Source organism: Kitasatospora sp. NPDC048545, from assembly GCF_040651155.1.
GTDB lineage: Bacteria > Actinomycetota > Actinomycetes > Streptomycetales > Streptomycetaceae > Kitasatospora.
In genome coordinates this window covers 90524-108561 of sequence record NZ_JBEZIQ010000022.1, presented here as the reverse complement: position 1 = coordinate 108561, position 18038 = coordinate 90524, and the positions used below count along the sequence as shown (strand labels likewise).

The 18038-nt window shown below is 73.5% G+C and carries 16 protein-coding genes; 9 read left to right on the top strand and 7 right to left on the bottom strand.

What is annotated here, in order from left to right; genetic code table 11:
* Nucleotides 1–119 precede the first annotated feature (119 nt).
* The gene (locus AB0D10_RS21830; protein WP_360258782.1) at nucleotides 120–2282 is read right to left on the bottom strand and encodes a protease pro-enzyme activation domain-containing protein; all 2163 of its coding nucleotides are present in this window, start codon (nucleotides 2280–2282) and stop codon (nucleotides 120–122) included.
* Between the two features lie 256 nt (nucleotides 2283–2538).
* On the opposite strand from AB0D10_RS21830, the gene AB0D10_RS21825 reads away from it, so the two are divergent.
* Nucleotides 2539–3105: a CGNR zinc finger domain-containing protein gene (locus tag AB0D10_RS21825; RefSeq protein WP_360258779.1), complete on the top strand. Its 567-nt coding sequence runs from the start codon at nucleotides 2539–2541 to the stop codon at nucleotides 3103–3105.
* A gap of 156 nt (nucleotides 3106–3261) precedes the next feature.
* Here the strand turns inward: AB0D10_RS21825 and AB0D10_RS21820 are convergent, their stop codons facing one another.
* The 3 genes from AB0D10_RS21820 to AB0D10_RS21810 all read right to left on the bottom strand — a co-directional run bounded on the left by AB0D10_RS21820 (nucleotide 3262) and on the right by AB0D10_RS21810 (nucleotide 8015).
* A complete protein-coding gene (locus AB0D10_RS21820) occupies nucleotides 3262–4752 on the bottom strand; it encodes an FAD-dependent monooxygenase (RefSeq protein WP_360258776.1) in 1491 nt (496 codons plus the stop codon).
* A gap of 146 nt (nucleotides 4753–4898) precedes the next feature.
* Nucleotides 4899–6599, bottom strand: coding sequence for a phenylacetic acid degradation protein PaaN (gene paaN / locus AB0D10_RS21815; RefSeq protein ID WP_360258773.1), 1701 nt, complete (start codon nucleotides 6597–6599; stop codon nucleotides 4899–4901).
* 153 nt (nucleotides 6600–6752) lie between these two features.
* Nucleotides 6753–8015 carry a hypothetical protein gene (locus AB0D10_RS21810; RefSeq protein WP_360258770.1) on the bottom strand — a complete coding sequence of 421 codons (1263 nt, stop codon included), beginning with the start codon at nucleotides 8013–8015 and terminating at the stop codon, nucleotides 6753–6755.
* Between the two features lie 244 nt (nucleotides 8016–8259).
* Between AB0D10_RS21810 and AB0D10_RS21805 the strand changes: the two genes are divergently transcribed.
* Entirely contained in the window at nucleotides 8260–8844 is a 585-nt protein-coding gene (locus tag AB0D10_RS21805) for a TetR/AcrR family transcriptional regulator (RefSeq protein ID WP_360258767.1), read from the top strand.
* Nucleotides 8845–8979: 135 nt separating this feature from the next.
* Here AB0D10_RS21805 and AB0D10_RS21800 read toward each other — a convergent pair whose 3' ends face one another.
* Nucleotides 8980–9453 carry an Lrp/AsnC family transcriptional regulator gene (locus AB0D10_RS21800; protein WP_360258764.1) on the bottom strand — a complete coding sequence of 158 codons (474 nt, stop codon included), beginning with the start codon at nucleotides 9451–9453 and terminating at the stop codon, nucleotides 8980–8982.
* A gap of 149 nt (nucleotides 9454–9602) precedes the next feature.
* Between AB0D10_RS21800 and pdhA the strand changes: the two genes are divergently transcribed.
* From pdhA to AB0D10_RS21780, 4 genes are all read left to right on the top strand, one after another.
* Nucleotides 9603–10742 (top strand): pyruvate dehydrogenase (acetyl-transferring) E1 component subunit alpha, encoded by a 1140-nt coding sequence (gene pdhA, locus AB0D10_RS21795; protein WP_360258761.1) that lies wholly within the window; start codon nucleotides 9603–9605, stop codon nucleotides 10740–10742.
* Complete coding sequence (locus AB0D10_RS21790; RefSeq protein ID WP_360258758.1) at nucleotides 10742–11737, top strand: alpha-ketoacid dehydrogenase subunit beta; 996 nt, start codon at nucleotides 10742–10744, stop codon at nucleotides 11735–11737. Before pdhA ends, AB0D10_RS21790 begins: the two co-directional genes overlap by 1 nt.
* A gap of 5 nt (nucleotides 11738–11742) precedes the next feature.
* Nucleotides 11743–13134 (top strand): dihydrolipoamide acetyltransferase family protein, encoded by a 1392-nt coding sequence (locus AB0D10_RS21785; protein WP_360258755.1) that lies wholly within the window; start codon nucleotides 11743–11745, stop codon nucleotides 13132–13134.
* Nucleotides 13135–13367: 233 nt separating this feature from the next.
* Nucleotides 13368–15110: a globin domain-containing protein gene (locus AB0D10_RS21780; protein WP_360258752.1), complete on the top strand. Its 1743-nt coding sequence runs from the start codon at nucleotides 13368–13370 to the stop codon at nucleotides 15108–15110.
* 62 nt (nucleotides 15111–15172) lie between these two features.
* Here AB0D10_RS21780 and AB0D10_RS21775 read toward each other — a convergent pair whose 3' ends face one another.
* Nucleotides 15173–15715: an NUDIX domain-containing protein gene (locus AB0D10_RS21775; protein WP_360258749.1), complete on the bottom strand. Its 543-nt coding sequence runs from the start codon at nucleotides 15713–15715 to the stop codon at nucleotides 15173–15175.
* Between the two features lie 252 nt (nucleotides 15716–15967).
* Here AB0D10_RS21775 and AB0D10_RS21770 point away from each other — a divergent pair, with 252 nt between their 5' ends.
* On the top strand, nucleotides 15968–16393 hold the full coding sequence (locus AB0D10_RS21770; protein ID WP_360258746.1) for an SsgA family sporulation/cell division regulator: 426 nt from the start codon (nucleotides 15968–15970) through the stop codon (nucleotides 16391–16393).
* Between the two features lie 96 nt (nucleotides 16394–16489).
* Here the strand turns inward: AB0D10_RS21770 and AB0D10_RS21765 are convergent, their stop codons facing one another.
* Nucleotides 16490–16870, bottom strand: coding sequence for a phage holin family protein (locus AB0D10_RS21765; protein WP_360258743.1), 381 nt, complete (start codon nucleotides 16868–16870; stop codon nucleotides 16490–16492).
* A gap of 108 nt (nucleotides 16871–16978) precedes the next feature.
* On the opposite strand from AB0D10_RS21765, the gene AB0D10_RS21760 reads away from it, so the two are divergent.
* Entirely contained in the window at nucleotides 16979–17296 is a 318-nt protein-coding gene (locus tag AB0D10_RS21760) for a cupin domain-containing protein (RefSeq protein WP_360258866.1), read from the top strand.
* 16 nt (nucleotides 17297–17312) lie between these two features.
* Nucleotides 17313–17981: a thiaminase II gene (gene tenA / locus AB0D10_RS21755; RefSeq protein ID WP_360258740.1), complete on the top strand. Its 669-nt coding sequence runs from the start codon at nucleotides 17313–17315 to the stop codon at nucleotides 17979–17981.
* Nucleotides 17982–18038 lie beyond the last annotated feature (57 nt).

Sequence of the window (18038 nt, the reverse complement as noted above, 5' to 3'; positions counted from 1 at the left end):
GCCGGGGCGGTGCCGGACGCGACACCGCCGGGGCGGGCCCTGTCGGCGCCGCCCCGGCGGGGGTATCGGTGGTGCCCGCCCGGTAGCACCCGGTGTCACCGGGAGCTACCGGAGGGTGATCAGTTGACGTTCAGCGCGACGTCGTCGACCACGAAGCTGGTCTGCTGGGACGAGTCCTCGGTGCCGGTGAACTTGATCGTCACGGTCTGGCCCGCGAAGGAGGTCAGGTCCAGGGTGCGCTGCACGTAGCCGGCGGCGGCGTTCACGTTGGAGTAGGTCGCCAGCGTGGTGCTGTTCGCCTGGACGGTCAGCTTGTCGTACGCCGTGGAGCCGGTCTCCGCGGTGTCGATGTGCAGCCAGAAGGTCAGCTTCGCGGAGGTGCAGCCGGCCGGGATCGAGACGGTCTGCGACATCGTGTCGGTGTGGGTCGAGCCGTAGCCGTTCATCCAGGCCTTCCAGCTGCCCGAGTGGGCGGCCTGGGAGGAGCTGTTGTCGACCACGCCGCTGGAGGTGGTCCACGGGGCGGCGGTGCCGGTCTCGAAGCCGCCGTTGGCGACCAGCTGGGCGGCGGTGCAGCCGCCGGGCGGCGGGGTGGTGCCGCCGCCGCCACCGAGCAGGGCGGTGGTCAGGGCGTCGGCGACCGGGGAGCCCCAGCCGGTGACCTGGTCGTAGCCGGCCTTGGCGGAGAAGTCCTGGTTTGCGCCGGTGGTCACGTCGTGGAAGACGCTGCCGGAGCTGCTGCTGTTCGCGACCGTGTACAGGCGCGGGCTCGCCTCGCCGAGCACCGGCTGCCCGGCGGCCTTGGCCTTCTGGTTGAACTGGGCCGCGTAGCCGGACCAGAGCGGCGCGGCCGCGCTGGTGCCGCCGTAGACCTGCCAGCCGCCGGCCGTGTAGATCGAGAAGCCGCTCGCCGGGTCGGCGTTGGAGGCGACGTCCGGGACGGTGCGCATGGTGCCGCTGACGCCGGTGCCGGTCTGCCAGCTCGGCTTGGCGAACACGGTGGAGACGCCGCCGCCGGCGGTGCTCCAGGCGCTCTCCGAGGAGTAGGTGTTGCCGCTGCCGACCTTGAGGTTGGTGCCGCCGACACCGGTCTGGTGCGGGCTGGAGGCCGGGAAGTCGACGGCCTTGACGCTCGAACCGCTGGTCGAGCGGGTGCAGTCGCGCGAGCCGTCGTCGCCGGAGGCGGAGAAGATCGAGATGCCCTGGGCGGCGGCCTGCTTGAAGGCGTTGTCGACGGCCGTCATCGAGGAGGCCGTGGTGTCCGGCTCGCAGGAGCCCCACGAGATCGAGATGACCGAGACGCGGTTGTCGGCCACGATCTTGTTGGCCATGTCGATCTCGCCCTGGTCGCTGTTCGGGGCCTCGTAGACCAGCTGGGTGGCCTTGGGCGCCGCGCCGCGCACGATCTCGCTGTCCAGCTCGACCTCGCCCTGGCCCTGGCCGGGGGCGGAGTCGTAGTTGGCGCCGTCCACCGAGACGGTGGAGACGGCCGGGCCGGTCAGGCCGAACTGCGAGTCGTAGGTGGTGAGGTTCGAGGACTTGTAGCCGTCGAACTCCCACAGTGCGACCGTGGTGCCGGTGCCGTCGGCGCCGGTCTTGTTCAGGTTGTACGCACCGGTGTACTGCGCCGGGGACATTCCGCTCGGGCTGGCCGTGGCGGCGTTCGGGGTGATCGCGTTCGGCGTGGCCAGGCGGTTCTTGCGCACCGCGTGGTTGTCCAGACCGCTGACGCCCTGGATCACGGCGGCCAGGTCGGACGGGATCGAGGCGGCGGCGTCGTTGGCGAAGAAGGCGCGCTGCAGCTGCGGGTCGACGTACGCGCTCTCGTGCGTGCCGAAGGCCTGCGAGACCTGGGCGGCGGTGCCGTGGGCGTTGACGACCTGGCGGTTGGCGCTCACCTCGGTGACGGTGAGGCCCTGCTGGGCCAGGTAGGCCTTGACCTGGTCGACGGAGGCCTGGGTCGGGCCGAACTGTGCGGTGAACTGCTCCGGCGTCAGGTAGTGGCCGTACTCCGGGGTTCCGGGCGTGGCGACCGCGGTGAGGAAGCGGTCCAGGGCGTCGGCGTTGCGCAGCTTCAGGCTGACGGCCACCGAGATCTGCTGCTCGGCCGGGACGTCGCCCTTCTTCTCCGAGTGGGCGACCGCCGGGTTCACGGTGTTCGGCAGGGCGATGCGCGGGGCGGCGTTGGGGGTGGCGGCCTGCGCGGTGGAGACGCCGAGCGAGACGGCGGTCAGCGGCAGCACGGCTATCGCCGCGGCGAGAGCAAGGGAGCGGGGGCGCAACGGATCCTCCTCTGGCCGGCTGTGGGGGCCGGCAAGGGGTCAGGCGTTCCGGGGTCGAGAACGCTGGCTCGAACATGACAGAACCGGTGTGCGAAGTGGCTCATGATCAAGCAATTCGTTGCTAAAAAACAGTCAAGTGTGGAGGCCGGGAAACTCGGTGATTTCATACAGTGAATGACCGGAATTCACGACTCGGTCCATACCAATTCACGGCGCGGGGCCCGGACGTAGAATCGGGCCGAACCGAGGGAGGACGATGACCGACGTGAAGGCCGACCCGGGGGATCCGCGACCGCTGATCGGCGAGCCGCTCGCGCTCGACCTGCTCAACACGCGCTGGGCCGGGACACCCGTCAACGACCTGCTCACCGGGGTCGAAGGCTACGGGATCTGGCTCTCCTCCGCCGGGCTCGGCGACCGCTGCACGGCCGACGACGCGGGACTCGCGGCGATCCGGCAGGCCCGCGAGGCGATCCTGCTGGCAGCCCAGGACGCCCGCGAGCAGGGCGAGTTGGGGGACGGGGCCCGGGCGGGACTGGACGCGGTGCTGGCGCACGGGCGGATCCGGCGGACGGCCGGACCGGGCGGCGCGACGGACCTGGTCGAGGCCGACCGGCCGGAGTGGCTGGCGCCCTGGCTCGCCGCGGACGACTTCCTCACGCTGCTCGGGCAGGGGACGCCGCGGGTGAAGCAGTGCGCGCACGAGGCGTGCATTCTGCATTTCTTCGACGCTTCGCAGAACGGGCGTCGGCGGTGGTGCCGGATGGCGGTGTGCGGGAATCGGGCGAAGGCGGCGCGGCACTACGTGAAGGCGCGGGGTTAACGGACGACCGAACGAATGGTCGGGGCCCGGGGGTTCGCCGGGCGGGTTCGTCGGGCGGTGTCCGTGGTGCCCGTGGTGCCTGTGGGGTGTCGGCGGCGGCGGCGGCGTCCGGGCGGTGCGGTCCGGGCGGGCGTCGCAGCCCGCCCGGACCGGGCGTCAGGCCGGGCTGCCGAGCCAGGTGGTGAGGGCGGCGCGGAGTTCGCCCTGACCGGGGTCGACGGCGGCCCAGGCGACGTAGCCGTCCGGGCGGATCAGCAGGACGGTGTCGCGCAGCTTGCCGTGCGGGTCGGCGGGGGCGGCCGAGACCATGCGGTCGGCCCAGGGCTCGGCCGCGGCCAGTTCGTCGTTGCTGACGAGGACGAACGCTCCGGCGCGCAGCGCCTCGTAGAGCCGCTCGGGCGCGGCCGGGGCGCCTTCGACGGGCTTGCTGAGGGCGGTCAGCCGCAGGTCCGGGACGCGCTTGCCGACCTGCGGGTGGGCGTCCTTGGGGGCGGGGTAGGAGATGCCGATGCCGGAGACCAGCCGGGCACCGCGTTCGGTGACCAGGTCGAGGTGGCCGCCCAGCGCGGTGAGCGCCCCGCGCAGGGCGCGGGTGGGGGCGGATTCGGCGAGGGCGAGCCGGATCAGCGCGCCGGAGGTGCGCAGGACCGTCTTGCCGACCGGGTGCCGTTCGGTCTGGTAGGTGTCCAGCAGGGCGTCGGTGGCCCGGCCGCGGAGGGCGGCGGCGAGCTTCCAGGAGAGGTTGGCGGCGTCCTGCAGGCCGGTGTTCATGCCCTGGCCGCCGGCCGGGGAGTGGCAGTGGGCGGCGTCGCCGGCCAGGAAGACCCGGCCGGAGCGGTAGTTGGGGGCCTGGCGCTCGTCGCTGTGGAAGGTCGAGCTCCAGCGGACGTCGCGGAGGCCGAAGTCCTCGCCGAGGATGGCCCGGGTGAGGGCGGTGAGCTGCTCGGTCGTGGGGGTGGTGCCGTCCGGGAAGCGCTCGTGGCGGTCCCAGGCGATGATCCGGAACCAGCCGTCGCCGAACGGGGCGATGAAGGCGAAACCGGCCTCGTTGGCGCCGACGGTGATCGCCTCGTCGGGTTCGTGCTCCAGCCGGACATCGGCCAGGACCACGGAGTCGACCACCGACTCGCCGGGGAACGGGATGCCGAGCAGGTCGCGGACGGCGGAGCGGACGCCGTCGGTACCGACCGCGTATGCGGCGCGGTGGGTCCCCCCGTCGGCGGTCTCCACGGTCACGCCGTCGGCGTCCTGGCGCAGCCCGGTGACCTCGGCGCCGCGCACCAGGGTGGCGCCGGCCTTCTCCGCGCGTTCCAGGAGCAGCCGTTCGACGTTGTACTGCGGCGTGATCAGGACGAACGGGAAGCGGGTCTGCAGCGAGCCGAGGTCGATGCCGAAGCGGCCGAACATCTTCAGCGCGCCGAGCGGCCGGCCGGTGGCGATCAGGTCGTCGGCGAGGCCCCGGGCGTCCAGCAGCTCCAGGCTGCGGGCGTGCACGGCGAAGGCGCGGGTGAGGCCGGACCCGGCGGCCCGCTTCTCCAGCACGGTGACGCCGACGCCGGCGGCGGCGAGGTCGCCGGCGAGCAGCAGCCCGGTGGGTCCGGCGCCGACGATCAGGACGTCGGTTTCGGTCGTCGGCTTCACGGCCATGTATCAGCTCCCGGTGTTCGGAGGGCGGTTGGACGCCGTTCCCGGCGTTCTCCCAGCCTCCATCATCGCGGGCCCGGCGGGAGCTGTGAACCGCCGGGCCCCGGCGGTGGGTGACCGCCGGGGCCCGGGGTGCCGGTGGGGGGTGCTCAGCGGTGCCGGCGGATCTCCACCGTGCGGAACCGGTTGGCGACGAACGCGCCGTCGCAGTAGGCCGAGTTGGCGGCCGGGTTGGCGCCGGTGCCGTGCAGGTCGGAGAAGGCGGCGGTCTGGTTGGGGTAGACGCCGCCGGTCAGGTTGAGCGAGAGCGAGACGCCGGAGTCCAGTGCGGCCTCGACCAGCAGGGCCTCCACCTCGGGCGAGGTGGTGTAGCCGGAGGCGGTCATGGCGCCCTTCTCGCGAACCGTGGTGCGCAGCAGCTCGACGCCGGCGGCGGTGGACTCCACGGCGACGGCGAAGGAGACCGGGCCGAAGCACTCGCTGCGGAAGACCGAGCGGTCGTCCGGCTTGTCGGCGTTCAGCTTGACCAGGGCGGGGGTGCGGACGGTCGCGCCGGGGAAGTCGGGCGAGGTCACCGCGCGCGGGGCGAGGGCGAGTTCGCCGTACTCGCCGCCGGCCGCGGCGGCGGAGCGCTGCAGCACGCCCGGGTTGACCACGGCGCCGAGGATGGCGGCGGCGCGGGCGTCGTCGGAGAGCAGGCCCTCGATCGCGCCGGCGAGGTCGGCGACCACCTCGTCGTAGGTCTTGTCGCCCTGGTCGGTGCTGATGCCGCCGCGCGGGATCAGGACGTTCTGCGGGGTGGTGCACATCTGGCCGCTGTAGAGCGAGAGCGCGAAGGCCAGGTTGCCCAGCATGCCCTTGTAGTCGTCGGTGGAGTCGATGAGGACGGCGTTGACGCCGGCCTTCTCGGTGTACACCTGGGCCTGCTTGGCGTTCTCCTCCAGCCAGTCGCCGAAGGCGGTGGAGCCGGTGTAGTCGATCATCTTGATCTCGGGGCGGACCGCGAGGGTCGCGGCGACGGTGCCGCCGTCGTGCTCGGCGGCCAGGCAGACCAGGTTGGGGTCGTAGCCGGCCTCGGCGAGCACCTCGCGGGCGGTGCGGACGGTCAGCGCGAGCGGCAGCACGGCCCGCGCGTGCGGCTTGACCAGCACCGGGTTGCCGGTGGCCAGCGAGGCGAACAGGCCGGGGTAGCCGTTCCAGGTCGGGAAGGTGTTGCAGCCGATCAGCAGCGCCAGGCCGCGCGGGACGACGGTGAACTCCTTGGTCATCACCAGCGGGTCGCGCTTGCCCTGGGGCTTGGTCCAGTCGGCCCGCGCGGGCAGCCGGGTCTGCTCGGCGTAGGCGTAGGTGACGGCCTCCAGGCCGCGGTCCTGGGCGTGCGGGCCGCCGGCCTGGAAGGCCATGCCGTAGGCCTGGCCGGTGGTGTGCATGACGGCCTGGGCGAACTCGTGGGAGCGGGCGTTGATCCGGTGCAGGATCTCCAGGCAGACGGCGGCGCGCTCCAGCGGGGAGGCGGCGGCCCAGCCGGGGCGGGCGGCGGTGAGCGCGGCGATCAGGGCGTCCGGGCCGGCGTGCGGGTAGGTGATGCCCAGCTCGACGCCGTACGGGGAGGCCTCGCCGCCGACCTGGTCGCCGTCGGTGGGGTGGCCCTCCAGGGCGAAGGGCTTGCCGAGCAGGGCGTCGAAGGCGGCCTTGCCGTCCGCGGGGCCGCTCTCGCCGTACGCCTTGGGGAACTCGGGGTAGGGCGACCAGTAGTCGCGGTCGGCGGCGGCGGCGAGCGCGGCGTCCAGGGTGGCCTGGTGGCGCTCGACCAGCTCGCTGACGAGGGGGTGGGTGACCGCTGCGGACATCTGTGCGCTCCTCAGGGGGGAGGACGGGACACGTCACAGAGTAACCGAACGATCGGTCGGCTCAAGAGGGTGCAGGGGAGGGAATCCGCCGGAACGGACGGAGGGCGCGTCCGTGGCGGACGCGCCCTCCGGGTGCCTGCGGCGGATCCGGGTCTACGGCACGCCCAGCTCGAAGAGCACGTACCCGGCGTACCAGCCGGAGGCGAGCGCGCCGGTGCCCAGGACGGTGGCCAGCACCGGCCAGCTCAGCTTGCGCATCGCGATCGCGAGCGCGATGAACAGCGGGAAGGCGGGCAGCAGGTAGCGCGAGGTGTTGCCGAAGATGCCGAGGCTGCCGAGCACCGAGACGATCGTGGCCAGCGTGTAGGCGGTCAGCACCAGCGGCGGACGCAGCCGGATCATCAGCACGATCAGCACCGGCAGGGTGAACACGATCAGGGTCGCCAGCAGGTCCGGCACCGGGAACGCGAAGGGGTAGTCGCTGCGGCCCAGCAGCACGCCGCGGATCGCGTGCCAGGTGCCCTGGCCGCCGTCGAAGTAGTGCAGCCAGGCGTCGTGCTGCAGCCGGAAGTAGCCGCCCCACTCGCCCATCCGCCAGCCCACCCAGCCGACGTAGCCGAGCAGGCCGACCGGGGCCAGCAGGACGGCGGTCAGCGGGCGCAGCACGCCGCTCTCCCGCCGGTACAGCTCGACCAGTGCGGCCAGGCCCACGGCTCCTATCAGGGCCGCCGCGGTCGGCCGGTTGAGCCCCGAGACCAGGGTGATCACCCCGGCCGCGATCCACCGCTTGGTCATCACGCAGTAGCAGGCCCAGGCGGCCAGCGCCACGAAGGTGGAGTCCGAGTAGACCGCCCACTCGGCGCCGGAGCCCGGGGCGATCGCCCAGATCCCGGCCGCGATCACGCCCGTCCGGGCGTCCCCGGTCATCTTCTCCACCACGGCGTAGATCCCGGCGGCGGCGAACAGCGAGGCCACCACCGAGACCAGCATCCCGGCGCCGTACAGGCCGAAGGGGGTGACCTCCGAGGTCAGCCGCATCAGGCCCGGGTAGAGCGGGAAGAAGGCGGCCGAGTTCTGCTCGACGTTGTAGCCCTCCGAGCCCACGATCGGGACCAGCGCCGGGTGGTAGCCGAACTGCGCGACCTGCTGGTACCACCAGCCGTCCCAGCTGGCCAGCACGTCCCAGGGGTTGGCGCCGCCGCCGAACCGGGCCGGCTTCCTGGCGTAGTCGCCGGCGAAGGAGAGCAGCTTCATGAACGCCGTGAAGCCGATCAACTTGAGCACCGCGTAGCACCACACGGCCGGCCCGAAGCGCACCACCAGTGCGCGGGCCCGCTCCGGCCAGCCGTGCGCCCCGGCCGGCTCCCCGCTGCGCTGCTCGGGCACGTCGGAGGCGACTGCCGGTATTGCGTTCATCAGCCGTGGACCCCAGCCTGCTCTGGACGTGGACGGATCGTCCGCAGAGTCTAGGCCCTGCCCGGCCGATCCTGCCGGGCCCGCGACGCCGGGCATCCCGCCCGACGCCGCGGGCTGATCCGCCGAGATCGGCCGGACAGGACCCGGGCCCTGGCTCCCCCGGCTGGTGTGGACCAGAGCGGGCCGGTGCGGACCGGACGGACCCGATCGACTACCGCCGCGGGGGGCCGGGGATACTCGGAGGATGGCCGATCACACCACGCGCACCGCCTACACCGTGGAGTCACTGCTCGCGGTGACCGTCGACGTCTTCAACGAGCGCGGTTACGACGGCACCTCGATGGAGGACCTGTCCCGGGCGGCCGGGATCTCCAAGTCCTCCATCTACCACCACGTCCGCGGCAAGGAGGAGCTGCTGCGGCTGGCGGTCGGACGGGCGCTGGACGGTCTGTTCGCGATCCTGGCCGAGCCGGCGGCGGTCGGCGGTCCGGCGGTGGAACGGCTGGAGCACGTGGTGCGGCGCACCGCGGAGGTGCTGCTGGCGGAGCTGCCGTACGTGACGCTGCTGCTGCGGGTGCGCGGCAACACGGCCACCGAGCAGTGGGCGCTGGAGCGGCGCCGGGACTTCGACCACCAGGTCGCGGAGCTGCTGCGGGCGGCGGTCGCGGACGGGTCGCTGCGGGCGGACGTGGAGCCGCGGCTGGCCACCCGGCTGCTGTTCGGGATGATCAACTCGATCGTGGAGTGGTACCGGCCGGGGCTCAAGGCCGCGGACGGCGTCGCGGACGCGGTGGTGCACCTGGCCTTCGACGGGCTGCGGGCGCGGTAGCCGGTAGCCGGGCGCCGGTCGCTCGCCGGGACGTCCGGGGGCGGCGGCGCCGGTGGGCGTCAGGGGGCAGCGGGTCCGGGGCAGGGGTCCGGGGCCGCGGGTCCGCGGGGCAGGGGGCCGCGGGGCCCGGGGGCGTCAGGGGGTCTGCGGGTCGGGCGGGACCTGGTCGGTCTCCTCGAAGACCAGCATGGTGCGGGTGCCGAGCACCTGGGGGATGGACTGGATGCGGTTGAGCACGAGCTCCCGCAGGGCCCGGTTGTCGGCGGTGTGCACCAGCAGCAGGACGTCGAAGTCCCCGCCGACCAGAGCGATGTGCGCCACCCCGGGCAGCTCCAGCAGCTGCTCCCGGACCGTGCGCCAGGAGTTCTGGACGATCTTCAGGGTGATGTACGCGGACGCGGCCTGACCTGCCCGTTCGTGGTCCACCCGAGCGGTGAAGCCGCGGATGATGCCGTCCTCGACCATCCTGGAGATCCGGGCGTACGCATTGGCCCGGGACACGTGCACCCGCTCGGCCACCGAGCGGATCGAGGCGCGACCGTCCTGCTGCAGCAGCCGCAGGATCGAACGGTCGACCCGGTCGAGCCTGGACATCTGTTCAGCCGACATGACCCCCCACCCTCACCGATTGGACACCTTGCCACCAGTCGACCGCTGCTCAGGCCGAATGTCCACCACCTTGTCACGCTTCTGGTCAAGATGAACAGACGACCGAACAATCGGTAGGGAGCCCCCGCCACCCCTGGAGGTGCCCCGAGATGACCGTTCTCGACCACAGACACCACACGGGCGTGCCCGGTTGGGCGCCCGGCGCCACCGCCCCGCGCACCGACCCGGCCCCCCTGCTCCCGGACCTCTCCCCCGTCCGGGTGCTCGGCACCCCCGCGCTGGAGAAGTACGACCCGGCGCTGCTGTGCGAGCTCTACCGGCGCCTGGTCGTCGGCCGCCGCTACAACCAGCAGGCGACCACCCTGACCAAGCAGGGCCGCCTCGCCGTCTACCCGGCGTCCACCGGCCAGGAGGCCTGCCAGGTCGCCGCCGCGCTGGTGCTCGGCGAGCGCGACTGGCTGTTCCCCAGCTACCGCGACACCCTCGCCGTGGTCTCCCGGGGCGTCGACCCGCTGGAGGCACTGACCCTGCTGCGCGGCAACGCCCACACCGGCTACGACCCGCGCGCCACCCGCACCGCCCCGCTCTGCACCCCGCTCGCCACCCAGGCTCCGCACGCCGTCGGGCTGGCCCACGCCGCCCGGCTGAGCGGCGAGCCGGCCGTCGCGCTGGCGATGCTCGGCGACGGCGGCACCAGCGAGGGCGACTTCCACGAGGCGCTGAACTTCGCGGCCGTGCTCAACGCGCCGGTGGTCTTCCTGGTGCAGAACAACGGCTACGCGATCTCCGTCCCGCTCAGCGCGCAGTCCGCCGCGCCCAGCCTGGCGCACAAGGCCGTCGGCTACGGCATGCCGGGCCGGCTGGTGGACGGCAACGACGCCCCCGCCGTGCACTCCGTGCTGGCCGAGGCGGTCGAGCGGGCCCGCAGCGGCGGCGGCCCGACCCTGGTCGAGGCGCTGACCTACCGGATCGAGGCGCACACCAACGCCGACGACGCCACCCGCTACCGCACCGAGCCCGAGGTCGCCGCCTGGCGGGAGCACGACCCGATCCTGCTGATGGAGGGCGCGCTGCGCGGACTCGGCGTGCTGGACGACCGGCTCGTACAGGACGCGGCCGAGGAGGCGGAGGCGCTCGCCGCCCGGATGCGGGCCGAGTTCCACGCCGATCCGGAACTCGACCCGATGGCGCTGTTCGCCCACGTCTACGCCGAGCCGACCCCGCAGCTGCGGGAGCAGGCCGCCCAGTTGTCCGCCGAGCTGGCCGCCGAGGCCGAGGTGCAGCACTGATGTCCACTGCCGTTTCCTCCCGTACCGCCTCCATGGCGCAGGCGCTCAACTCCGCGCTGCGGGACACCATGCGCGAGGACCCGGCGGTGCACGTCCTCGGCGAGGACGTCGGCGCGCTCGGCGGCGTCTTCCGGATCACCGACGGGCTGACCGCCGAGTTCGGCCCGGACCGCTGTCTGGACACCCCGCTGGCCGAGGCCGGCATCCTCGGCACCGCGATCGGCATGGCGATGTACGGGCTGCGCCCGGTGGTCGAGATGCAGTTCGACGCCTTCGCCTACCCGGCGCTGGAGCAGCTGTTCTCGCACGTCGCCAAGATGCGCAACCGCACGGCGGGCCGGCTGCCGCTGCCGATCACCGTCCGTGTCCCGTACGGCGGCGGCATCGGCGGGGTCGAGCACCACAGCGACGCTTCCGAGGCCTACTACACCAGCACGCCAGGTCTGCACGTGGTCACGCCCGCGACGGTGGCCGACGCGTACGGGCTGCTGCGCGCCTCGATCGCCTCCGACGACCCGGTGGTCTTCCTGGAGCCCAAGCGGCTCTACTGGGGCAAGGCCGAGTTCGACCCGGCGGCCCCGGTCGAGCCGATCGGCCGGGCCGTGCTGCGGCGCCCCGGCACGTCCGCCGTCCTGATCACCTACGGTCCCTCGCTGCCGGTCTGCCTGGAGGCGGCCGAGACGGCGAAGGCCGAGGGCTGGGACCTGGCGGTGCTGGACCTGCGCACCCTGGTGCCGTTCGACGACGAGACGGTCTGCCGGGTGGTGCGCTCGATCGGCCGGGCCGTCGTGGTGCACGAGGCGACCGGCTTCGGCGGCACCGGCGCGGAGATCGCCGCGCGGGTCACCGAGCGCTGCTTCCACCACCTGGCCGCGCCCGTGCTGCGGGTCACCGGCTTCGACATCCCGTACCCGCCGCCGATGCTGGAGCACCACCACCTGCCCGGGGTGGACCGGATCCTGGACGCGGTCGCCCGGCTGCAGTGGGAGGACTGATCGTGATGCCCGTCGTGCGGGAGTTCCGGCTGCCCGACCTCGGTGAGGGACTCACCGGGGCGGAAGTCGTGCGCTGGATGGTCGAGGTCGGCGAGGTCATTGCCGTCGACCAGCCGGTGGTCGAGGTGGAGACCGCCAAGGCCGTGGTGGAGGTGCCCTGCCCGTACGGCGGGGTGGTCACCGCGCGGTACGGCGAGGAGGGCGAGGAGATCGCCGTCGGCGCGGCGCTGGTGACGGTCGCGGTGGCGGCGGCGGACGGGGGTACCGGAGAGCCGGCCGGCCCCGCCGGTGAGCCTGCGGACCGGCCCTCCGCCGAGGTCGAGCGGCCGCTGGTCGGGTACGGCGTCGCGGAGACCGGCAAGGGCGGCCGGCGGCGCCGGGTCGGGGTGGCCGCCGCAGGTGGCGCCCCGGTCGTGGCCGCCGCCGCCGTGGCTGCTCCGGCTGCCCCGGCTCCGGTGGCGGCCGCTCCGGTCGCGGTGGTGGCCGCCGGTCCGGCCGTCCTGCCGGTGATCTCGCCGCTGGTGCGGCGGCTGGCCCGGGAGCAGGGGGTCGACCTGGCCGCGCTCAGCGGGAGCGGGCCGGACGGACTGATCATGCGGGCGGACGTCGAACGGGCAGTCGCCGCCAGGGTGGCCGCTCCGGCCGTCGCCCGGCCGGTCTCCCCGTCGGCTTCTCCGTCGGCTTCTCCGTCGGCCTCGCCCGTCGGGCCGGAGGTGGTCGTCCCGCTGCGTGGGCTGCGCAAGGCGGTGGCCGAGAAGCTCAGCCGCAGCCACCGGGAGATCCCGGCCGCGACCTGCTGGGTGGACGTCGACGCCACCGAACTGATGGCGCTGCGCCGGCAGTTGAACGCGACGCCGGGCCCGAAGGTGAGCGTGCTGGCCCTGCTGGCCCGGATCTGCACGGTCGCGCTGGCACGCTTCCCCGAGCTCAACTCCTCGGTGACCGAGGACGGTTCGGGCATCGTCCGGCATTCGGCGGTGCACCTGGGCTTCGCCGCGCAGGGCGAGCGCGGCCTGGTCGTCCCGGTGGTGCGGGACGCGCAGGCCCGCAGCACCGAGCAACTCGGCGAGGAGCTGGCCCGGTTGACCGAGTCGGCGCGGGGTGGCTCGCTCACTCCGGCCGAACTGACCGGCGGCACCTTCACGTTGAACAACTACGGGGTGTTCGGCGTGGACGGGTCCACCCCGATCCTCAACCACCCCGAGGCGGCGATGCTCGGGGTCGGGCGGATCGTCGCCAAGCCCTGGGTCCACCACGGGGAGCTGGCGGTGCGCGAGGTGACGCAGCTGTCGTTCACCTTCGACCACCGGGTCTGCGACGGCGGGACGGCGGGCGGCTTCCTGCGCTTCGTCGCGGACTGCGTGGAGCAGCCGGGGATGCTGCTGCGGCAGCTCTGAGCGCGGCCGCCGCGGACGGACGGCGGTTGCCCTGGGTGGACGGGGGGCCACTCAGGGCAACCGCGATCGAGTGAGAGTAGCGCGTTGCCGGGGCGGGTGTCCGGGCTTCGCGTGATTTGTCGGATGAGCAGTTCGGGCATGCCACGCTGCCTAGGCGTCAGCAGAGACAAGCCAGGTGGTGGCGCAGGCCGGCCGGAGGCGAAACGATTCTCTTGGGTACTCGAAACGTAGCGGTGAAGTCCCGCAGAACTCTCCTGGTCCGCACCGGGCACGGCTCGGCGGGGGTCACCGCCGTTCCGGGCCTGCCGGAGCTCCCGCCCCAGGGGCCGCCGCCGGAAGCGCCGGAGGCGACCGTACGGCCGCCGATGCCGCTGGACCCGCCGGACCTGCCGCCGGTGACACCCGCGCAGGCACCCACGGCCGTCCTGCCGCCGGTACCGGGCGCCCGTGGAACGGACGCCCCCGGGCCGGACGTCCGTGGGACGGAACGGCTTCGCCCGGTGATCCCGGCGATGCCGTCCGAACCGCCGGCCGTCCCGGCTCCGGGCCACCTCGCGCCGGGCCACCTCGCTCCGGGCCACCTCGCTCCGAGCCACCTCGCTCCGAGCCACCCGGAGGCGGTCTCGGTCACCGGCACCTCGCCGGCCTTCCGCCCGCTGTTCACCGACGCCCCCGGGCTCAACTGGGCCGGACCGGGGGACAGGTGGAGCGACGCCTGGGCCGTGCGGACGCCGTCGGCGCAGCCCCCGGCCGCGCTCCCGGCGGCCCCGCTGCCGGCCGCGCTGCCCGCCGGGCTCCCCGCCGCCCCCGGGCAGATGATCGTCCCCGCCGTCGAACTGCCGCTCACCGCGCGGGACGTCGAGCTGATCCGGGTCAGCCTCGCCGCCGTCGAGCCGGTCGCCGACCGGGCCACCGCGCACTTCTACGCGCTGCTCTTCCTCCACCACCCCGAGGTCCGCTCGCTCTTCCCCGCCGCCATGGACGTCCAGCGCGACCGGCTGTTCCGCGCCCTGCTGTCCGCCGCGCGCGGCGCCGAGGACCCTGTGGCCCTGCGCACCGGACTGGCCGCGCTCGGCCGTGGCCACCGCCGGTACGGCACACTGACCGGCCACTACGCCCCGGTGGGGGAGTGCCTGGTGCAGGCGCTGGCCCGGTACACGGGCGGCCGCTGGGACACCGACACCGAGCTGGCCTGGCGCCGCGCCTACCGGCTGATCTCCTCGATCATGATCGAGGCCGCCGAGGAGGCCGCCCGCACCTCGCCGCCCTGGTGGCAGGGCGAGGTGGTCCGGCACGAACGCCCGGCCCGGGACGTCGCGGTGATCACCGTCCGTCCGGACCAGGCGTACCCGTTCCGGGCCGGGCAGTACACCAATCTGGAGACGCCCTGGTGGCCGCGGGTCTGGCGGCACTTCTCCTTCGCCTCCGCCCCGCGCCCGGACGGGCTGCTGACCTTCCACGTCAAGGCCGTCCAGGCGGGCTGGGTGAGCAACGCGCTGGTCCACCGGGCCGTGCCCGGGGACGTCCTGAGGCTGGGCCCGGCGGCCGGTTCGATGACCGTCGACCACACCGTCGGCACGGACCTGGTCTGCCTCGGCGGCGGCACCGGCATCGCGCCGGTCCGCGCCCTGGTCGAGGAGGTCGCCGAGTACGGCGCGCACGGCCGCCGGGTCGAGGTCTTCTACGGTGCGCGCCGCGCCCCCGAGCTGTACGCGCTGGCCGGGCTGCGCGAGCTGGCGCGGGTCAACCCCTGGCTGACGGTCCGGCCGGTGCTGTCCGGTGCCGGTCCGGCCGAGGGCGCGCTGACCGGTGAACTGCCCGAGGTGGTCAGCCGGTTCGGTCCGTGGACGGGCCGGGACGCGGTGCTCAGCGGCCCGCCCGCGATGGTGCGCCGGGGTGTCGGGGTGCTGCTGCGCTGCGGAGTGCCGGCTGAGCGGATCCGGCACGACCTGGTCGGCGACCTGGCCGCCGGGTGATCACCCGCGACCGCCCGAGGACCACCCGCGACCGACGGGTGATCACCCGCGACCGCCCGGGATCACCCGAGGTCGGGCGCGAGCAGCGCGCGGATGCCCTCGATGTTGGCCGCCAGGTACGCCCGCAGCCGGGGCGGCACCACGTTGACCGAGGTGACCCCCTCCCGGGTGAACGGCAGCCGGACCACCTCGTACTCGCCGTTCGGCTCCGTCACCTCCGGCCCGTGCCGCCGGCTGAGGTCCATCGACGCGAGCCGGCAGACGAAGAAGTGCTGCACCTTGACCCCGTGCGGGTGCAGCAGCGTGCCGTCGTCGTGGTGCGTGTGGCTGATGGTGTCGACGAAGGCGGGCACCACGTCCACGACCTTGCCGCCGAGTTCCTCGTCCACCTCGCGGTGCAGGGCCTCGACCACCGTCCGGTCACCGCGCTCGACCCCGCCGCCGGGAGTGATCCAGTACGGGTGGGGCGCACCCGGCCGGACCCGCCGGATCAGCACGATCGAGGCCGGGCCGTGCGGGTCGTCCGGGTCCAGCTCCAGCAGGATCGCCCGGGCGGTGCGCTTCACGACCGGGCGCGGTGGCGGGGTTCGGTGTTCGGGGCCCATGGCCACCTCCGGGGCAGGAGCGTTGTGCGGGAGTCTCCCGCGCCGGGAATGCGTCGAAACCCACGGAATGGGTCGAAACGCCGACCCGGTCGGATGCGTCCGTCCGGGGAGCCGTTGTGCTGCAATGGGCGACCACCGGGCGCACGGACGTGGGTCGGTCGCACGAAACCGTCGGGAAACGTCGAAACCGCGTCCGGTCGCCGTCGGACCCAGCGCACCGACCGTCCGGGCAGAACGAGAGGTACTGGCGCCATGCAGCACAGCACAGTCCAGGACCACCTGGTGATGAACCTCGTGGTCTCGCACGAACTCTCCCTCCGCATCATGGTGGACGCGGCGTACGAGGCCGGCGATCCGTACGCCGTCCGGTTCACCTTCCACCTGCCCGGCAACGCCCCGGTCACCTGGTTCTTCGCGCGGGAGCTGCTGCTCGACGGGATCGGCGGCCCGGCGGGCGAGGGCGACGTGCACGTCCGCCCGGACGACGCGGATCCGACGGAGGTCCGGGTCGTGCTGCGCTCCCCCGACGGCGACGCGGTGCTGCGGGCCCCGGCGGCGTCGCTGGCCGCCTTCCTGGCGCGCACCGACCGGCTGGTGCCGGTGGGGCGGGAACTCGACGGGCGGGAGCTCGACGCCGAGCTCGCGGACATCCTCCGGGGGCGCGAGAACGCGGGCTGAGCGCCCGCGGGGCCGTCGCCGACGGGACGGCGAAGGGGCCCGCACCCGGGTGGTCCACCGGGTGCGGGCCCCTTCGCCCGGGTGTGCACGACGCGGTCAGTCGTCGTCCAGGGCCAGGTGCAGGCCCCAGGCCACCAGGCTGATGATCAGCGAGCCGATCAGCGCGGCCCCGAAGCCGGTCACGTGGAAGTCCAGTTCCAGCTTCCCCGACGCCCACGAGGTCAGCATCAGCATCAGGGCGTTGATCACGAAGGTGATCAGGCCCAGCGTGAGGATGAACAGCGGGAACGAGAACAGCTTGACCACCGGCTTGATCAGCCAGTTGACCAGGCCGAAGACGACCGCGACACCGAGCACCGTGAGTGCCTTGTGCTGCCAGTCCGCCGTGCCCTGGGCGAGTTGTATGCCGCTGACGATCCAGGCGGCGACCCAGATGGCGGCCGCGTTGATCAGTGTCTTGATGACGAAACCCTTCATGCCGCCCAAGAGTGGCAGGCAACACCGTCCCGGCGGAACCACCACACGGCGGGTTGGTGTTGAATGCCCCTGGTCCCGGAGGTGGACGACGAGGGGAGGACGGCGGCGGTGAAGCTGTTCCGGCTGGACGAACTGGACGCCGAGCGGGCGGCCAACGACGGCGCGTACCTGAGGTTCCTGCGCGAACCGCGGATGTCCGCCGGGCTCTACGCGCTCTCCCCCGGTGACACCGACCCGCAGACCGCGCACGAGCAGGACGAGATCTACCAGGTGATCAGCGGCCGGGCCGAGTTGACGGTCGGCGCCGAGACCGCGACGGTCGGGCGCGGCACGGTGGTGTACGTCCCGGCCGGCACCCCGCACCGGTTCCACCACGTCACCGAGGAACTGCGGGTGCTGGTGGTGTTCTCGCCGCCGGAGGACTGAGCCTAGGGTCGTCCGCATGACCCGCAGCCTCACCGAAGAACTCTGGGCGGCCATCGAGCCGGTCTACGCCGAGATCCTCGCCCACCCCTTCCTCGCCGGCCTCACCGACGGCACCCTGCCGCGCGAGGTCTTCCGCCACTTCGTCGTCCAGGACTCGCACTACCTGCGCGACTACGCCCGCGCCCTCGCCGTCTGCGCCGCCAAGGCGCCCGGCGAGGAGGACGTCCGGGCCTTCGCCGACGACGCGGTCGGCGCGCTGGCCGCCGAGCAGGGCATGCACGCCGAGTTCCTGACCGCCTTCGGCGGCACCGCCGAGCAGGCCGCCGCCGAACCGGTGCTGCCCACCACCCGGGCCTACACCAGCTACCTGCTGGCCACCGTCTACGGCGGCTCCTTCGCCGAGGCGGTCGGCGCGGTGCTGCCCTGCTACTGGATCTACGCCCGGGTCGGCGAGGCGCTGCTCGCCCAGGGCTCCCCCGACCCGCTCTACGCCAAGTGGATCGCGACCTACGGCGACGAGGCGTTCCAGTCCGTGGTCCGCCGGGTGCTGGCGCTCACCGACCGGCTCGGCGAGGAGCTCTCCCCGGTCGAGCGCCGCAAGGTGGTCGAGCACTTCGTGACCACCTCGCGCTACGAGTGGATGTTCTGGGACGCCGCCTGGTGCGGTGAGCGCTGGCCCGTCTGACCTGCGGCGCAGCCGTTTCCCCGGCCGTTCGGCGGGGGTCTCCCAGGGGGTCGCCCC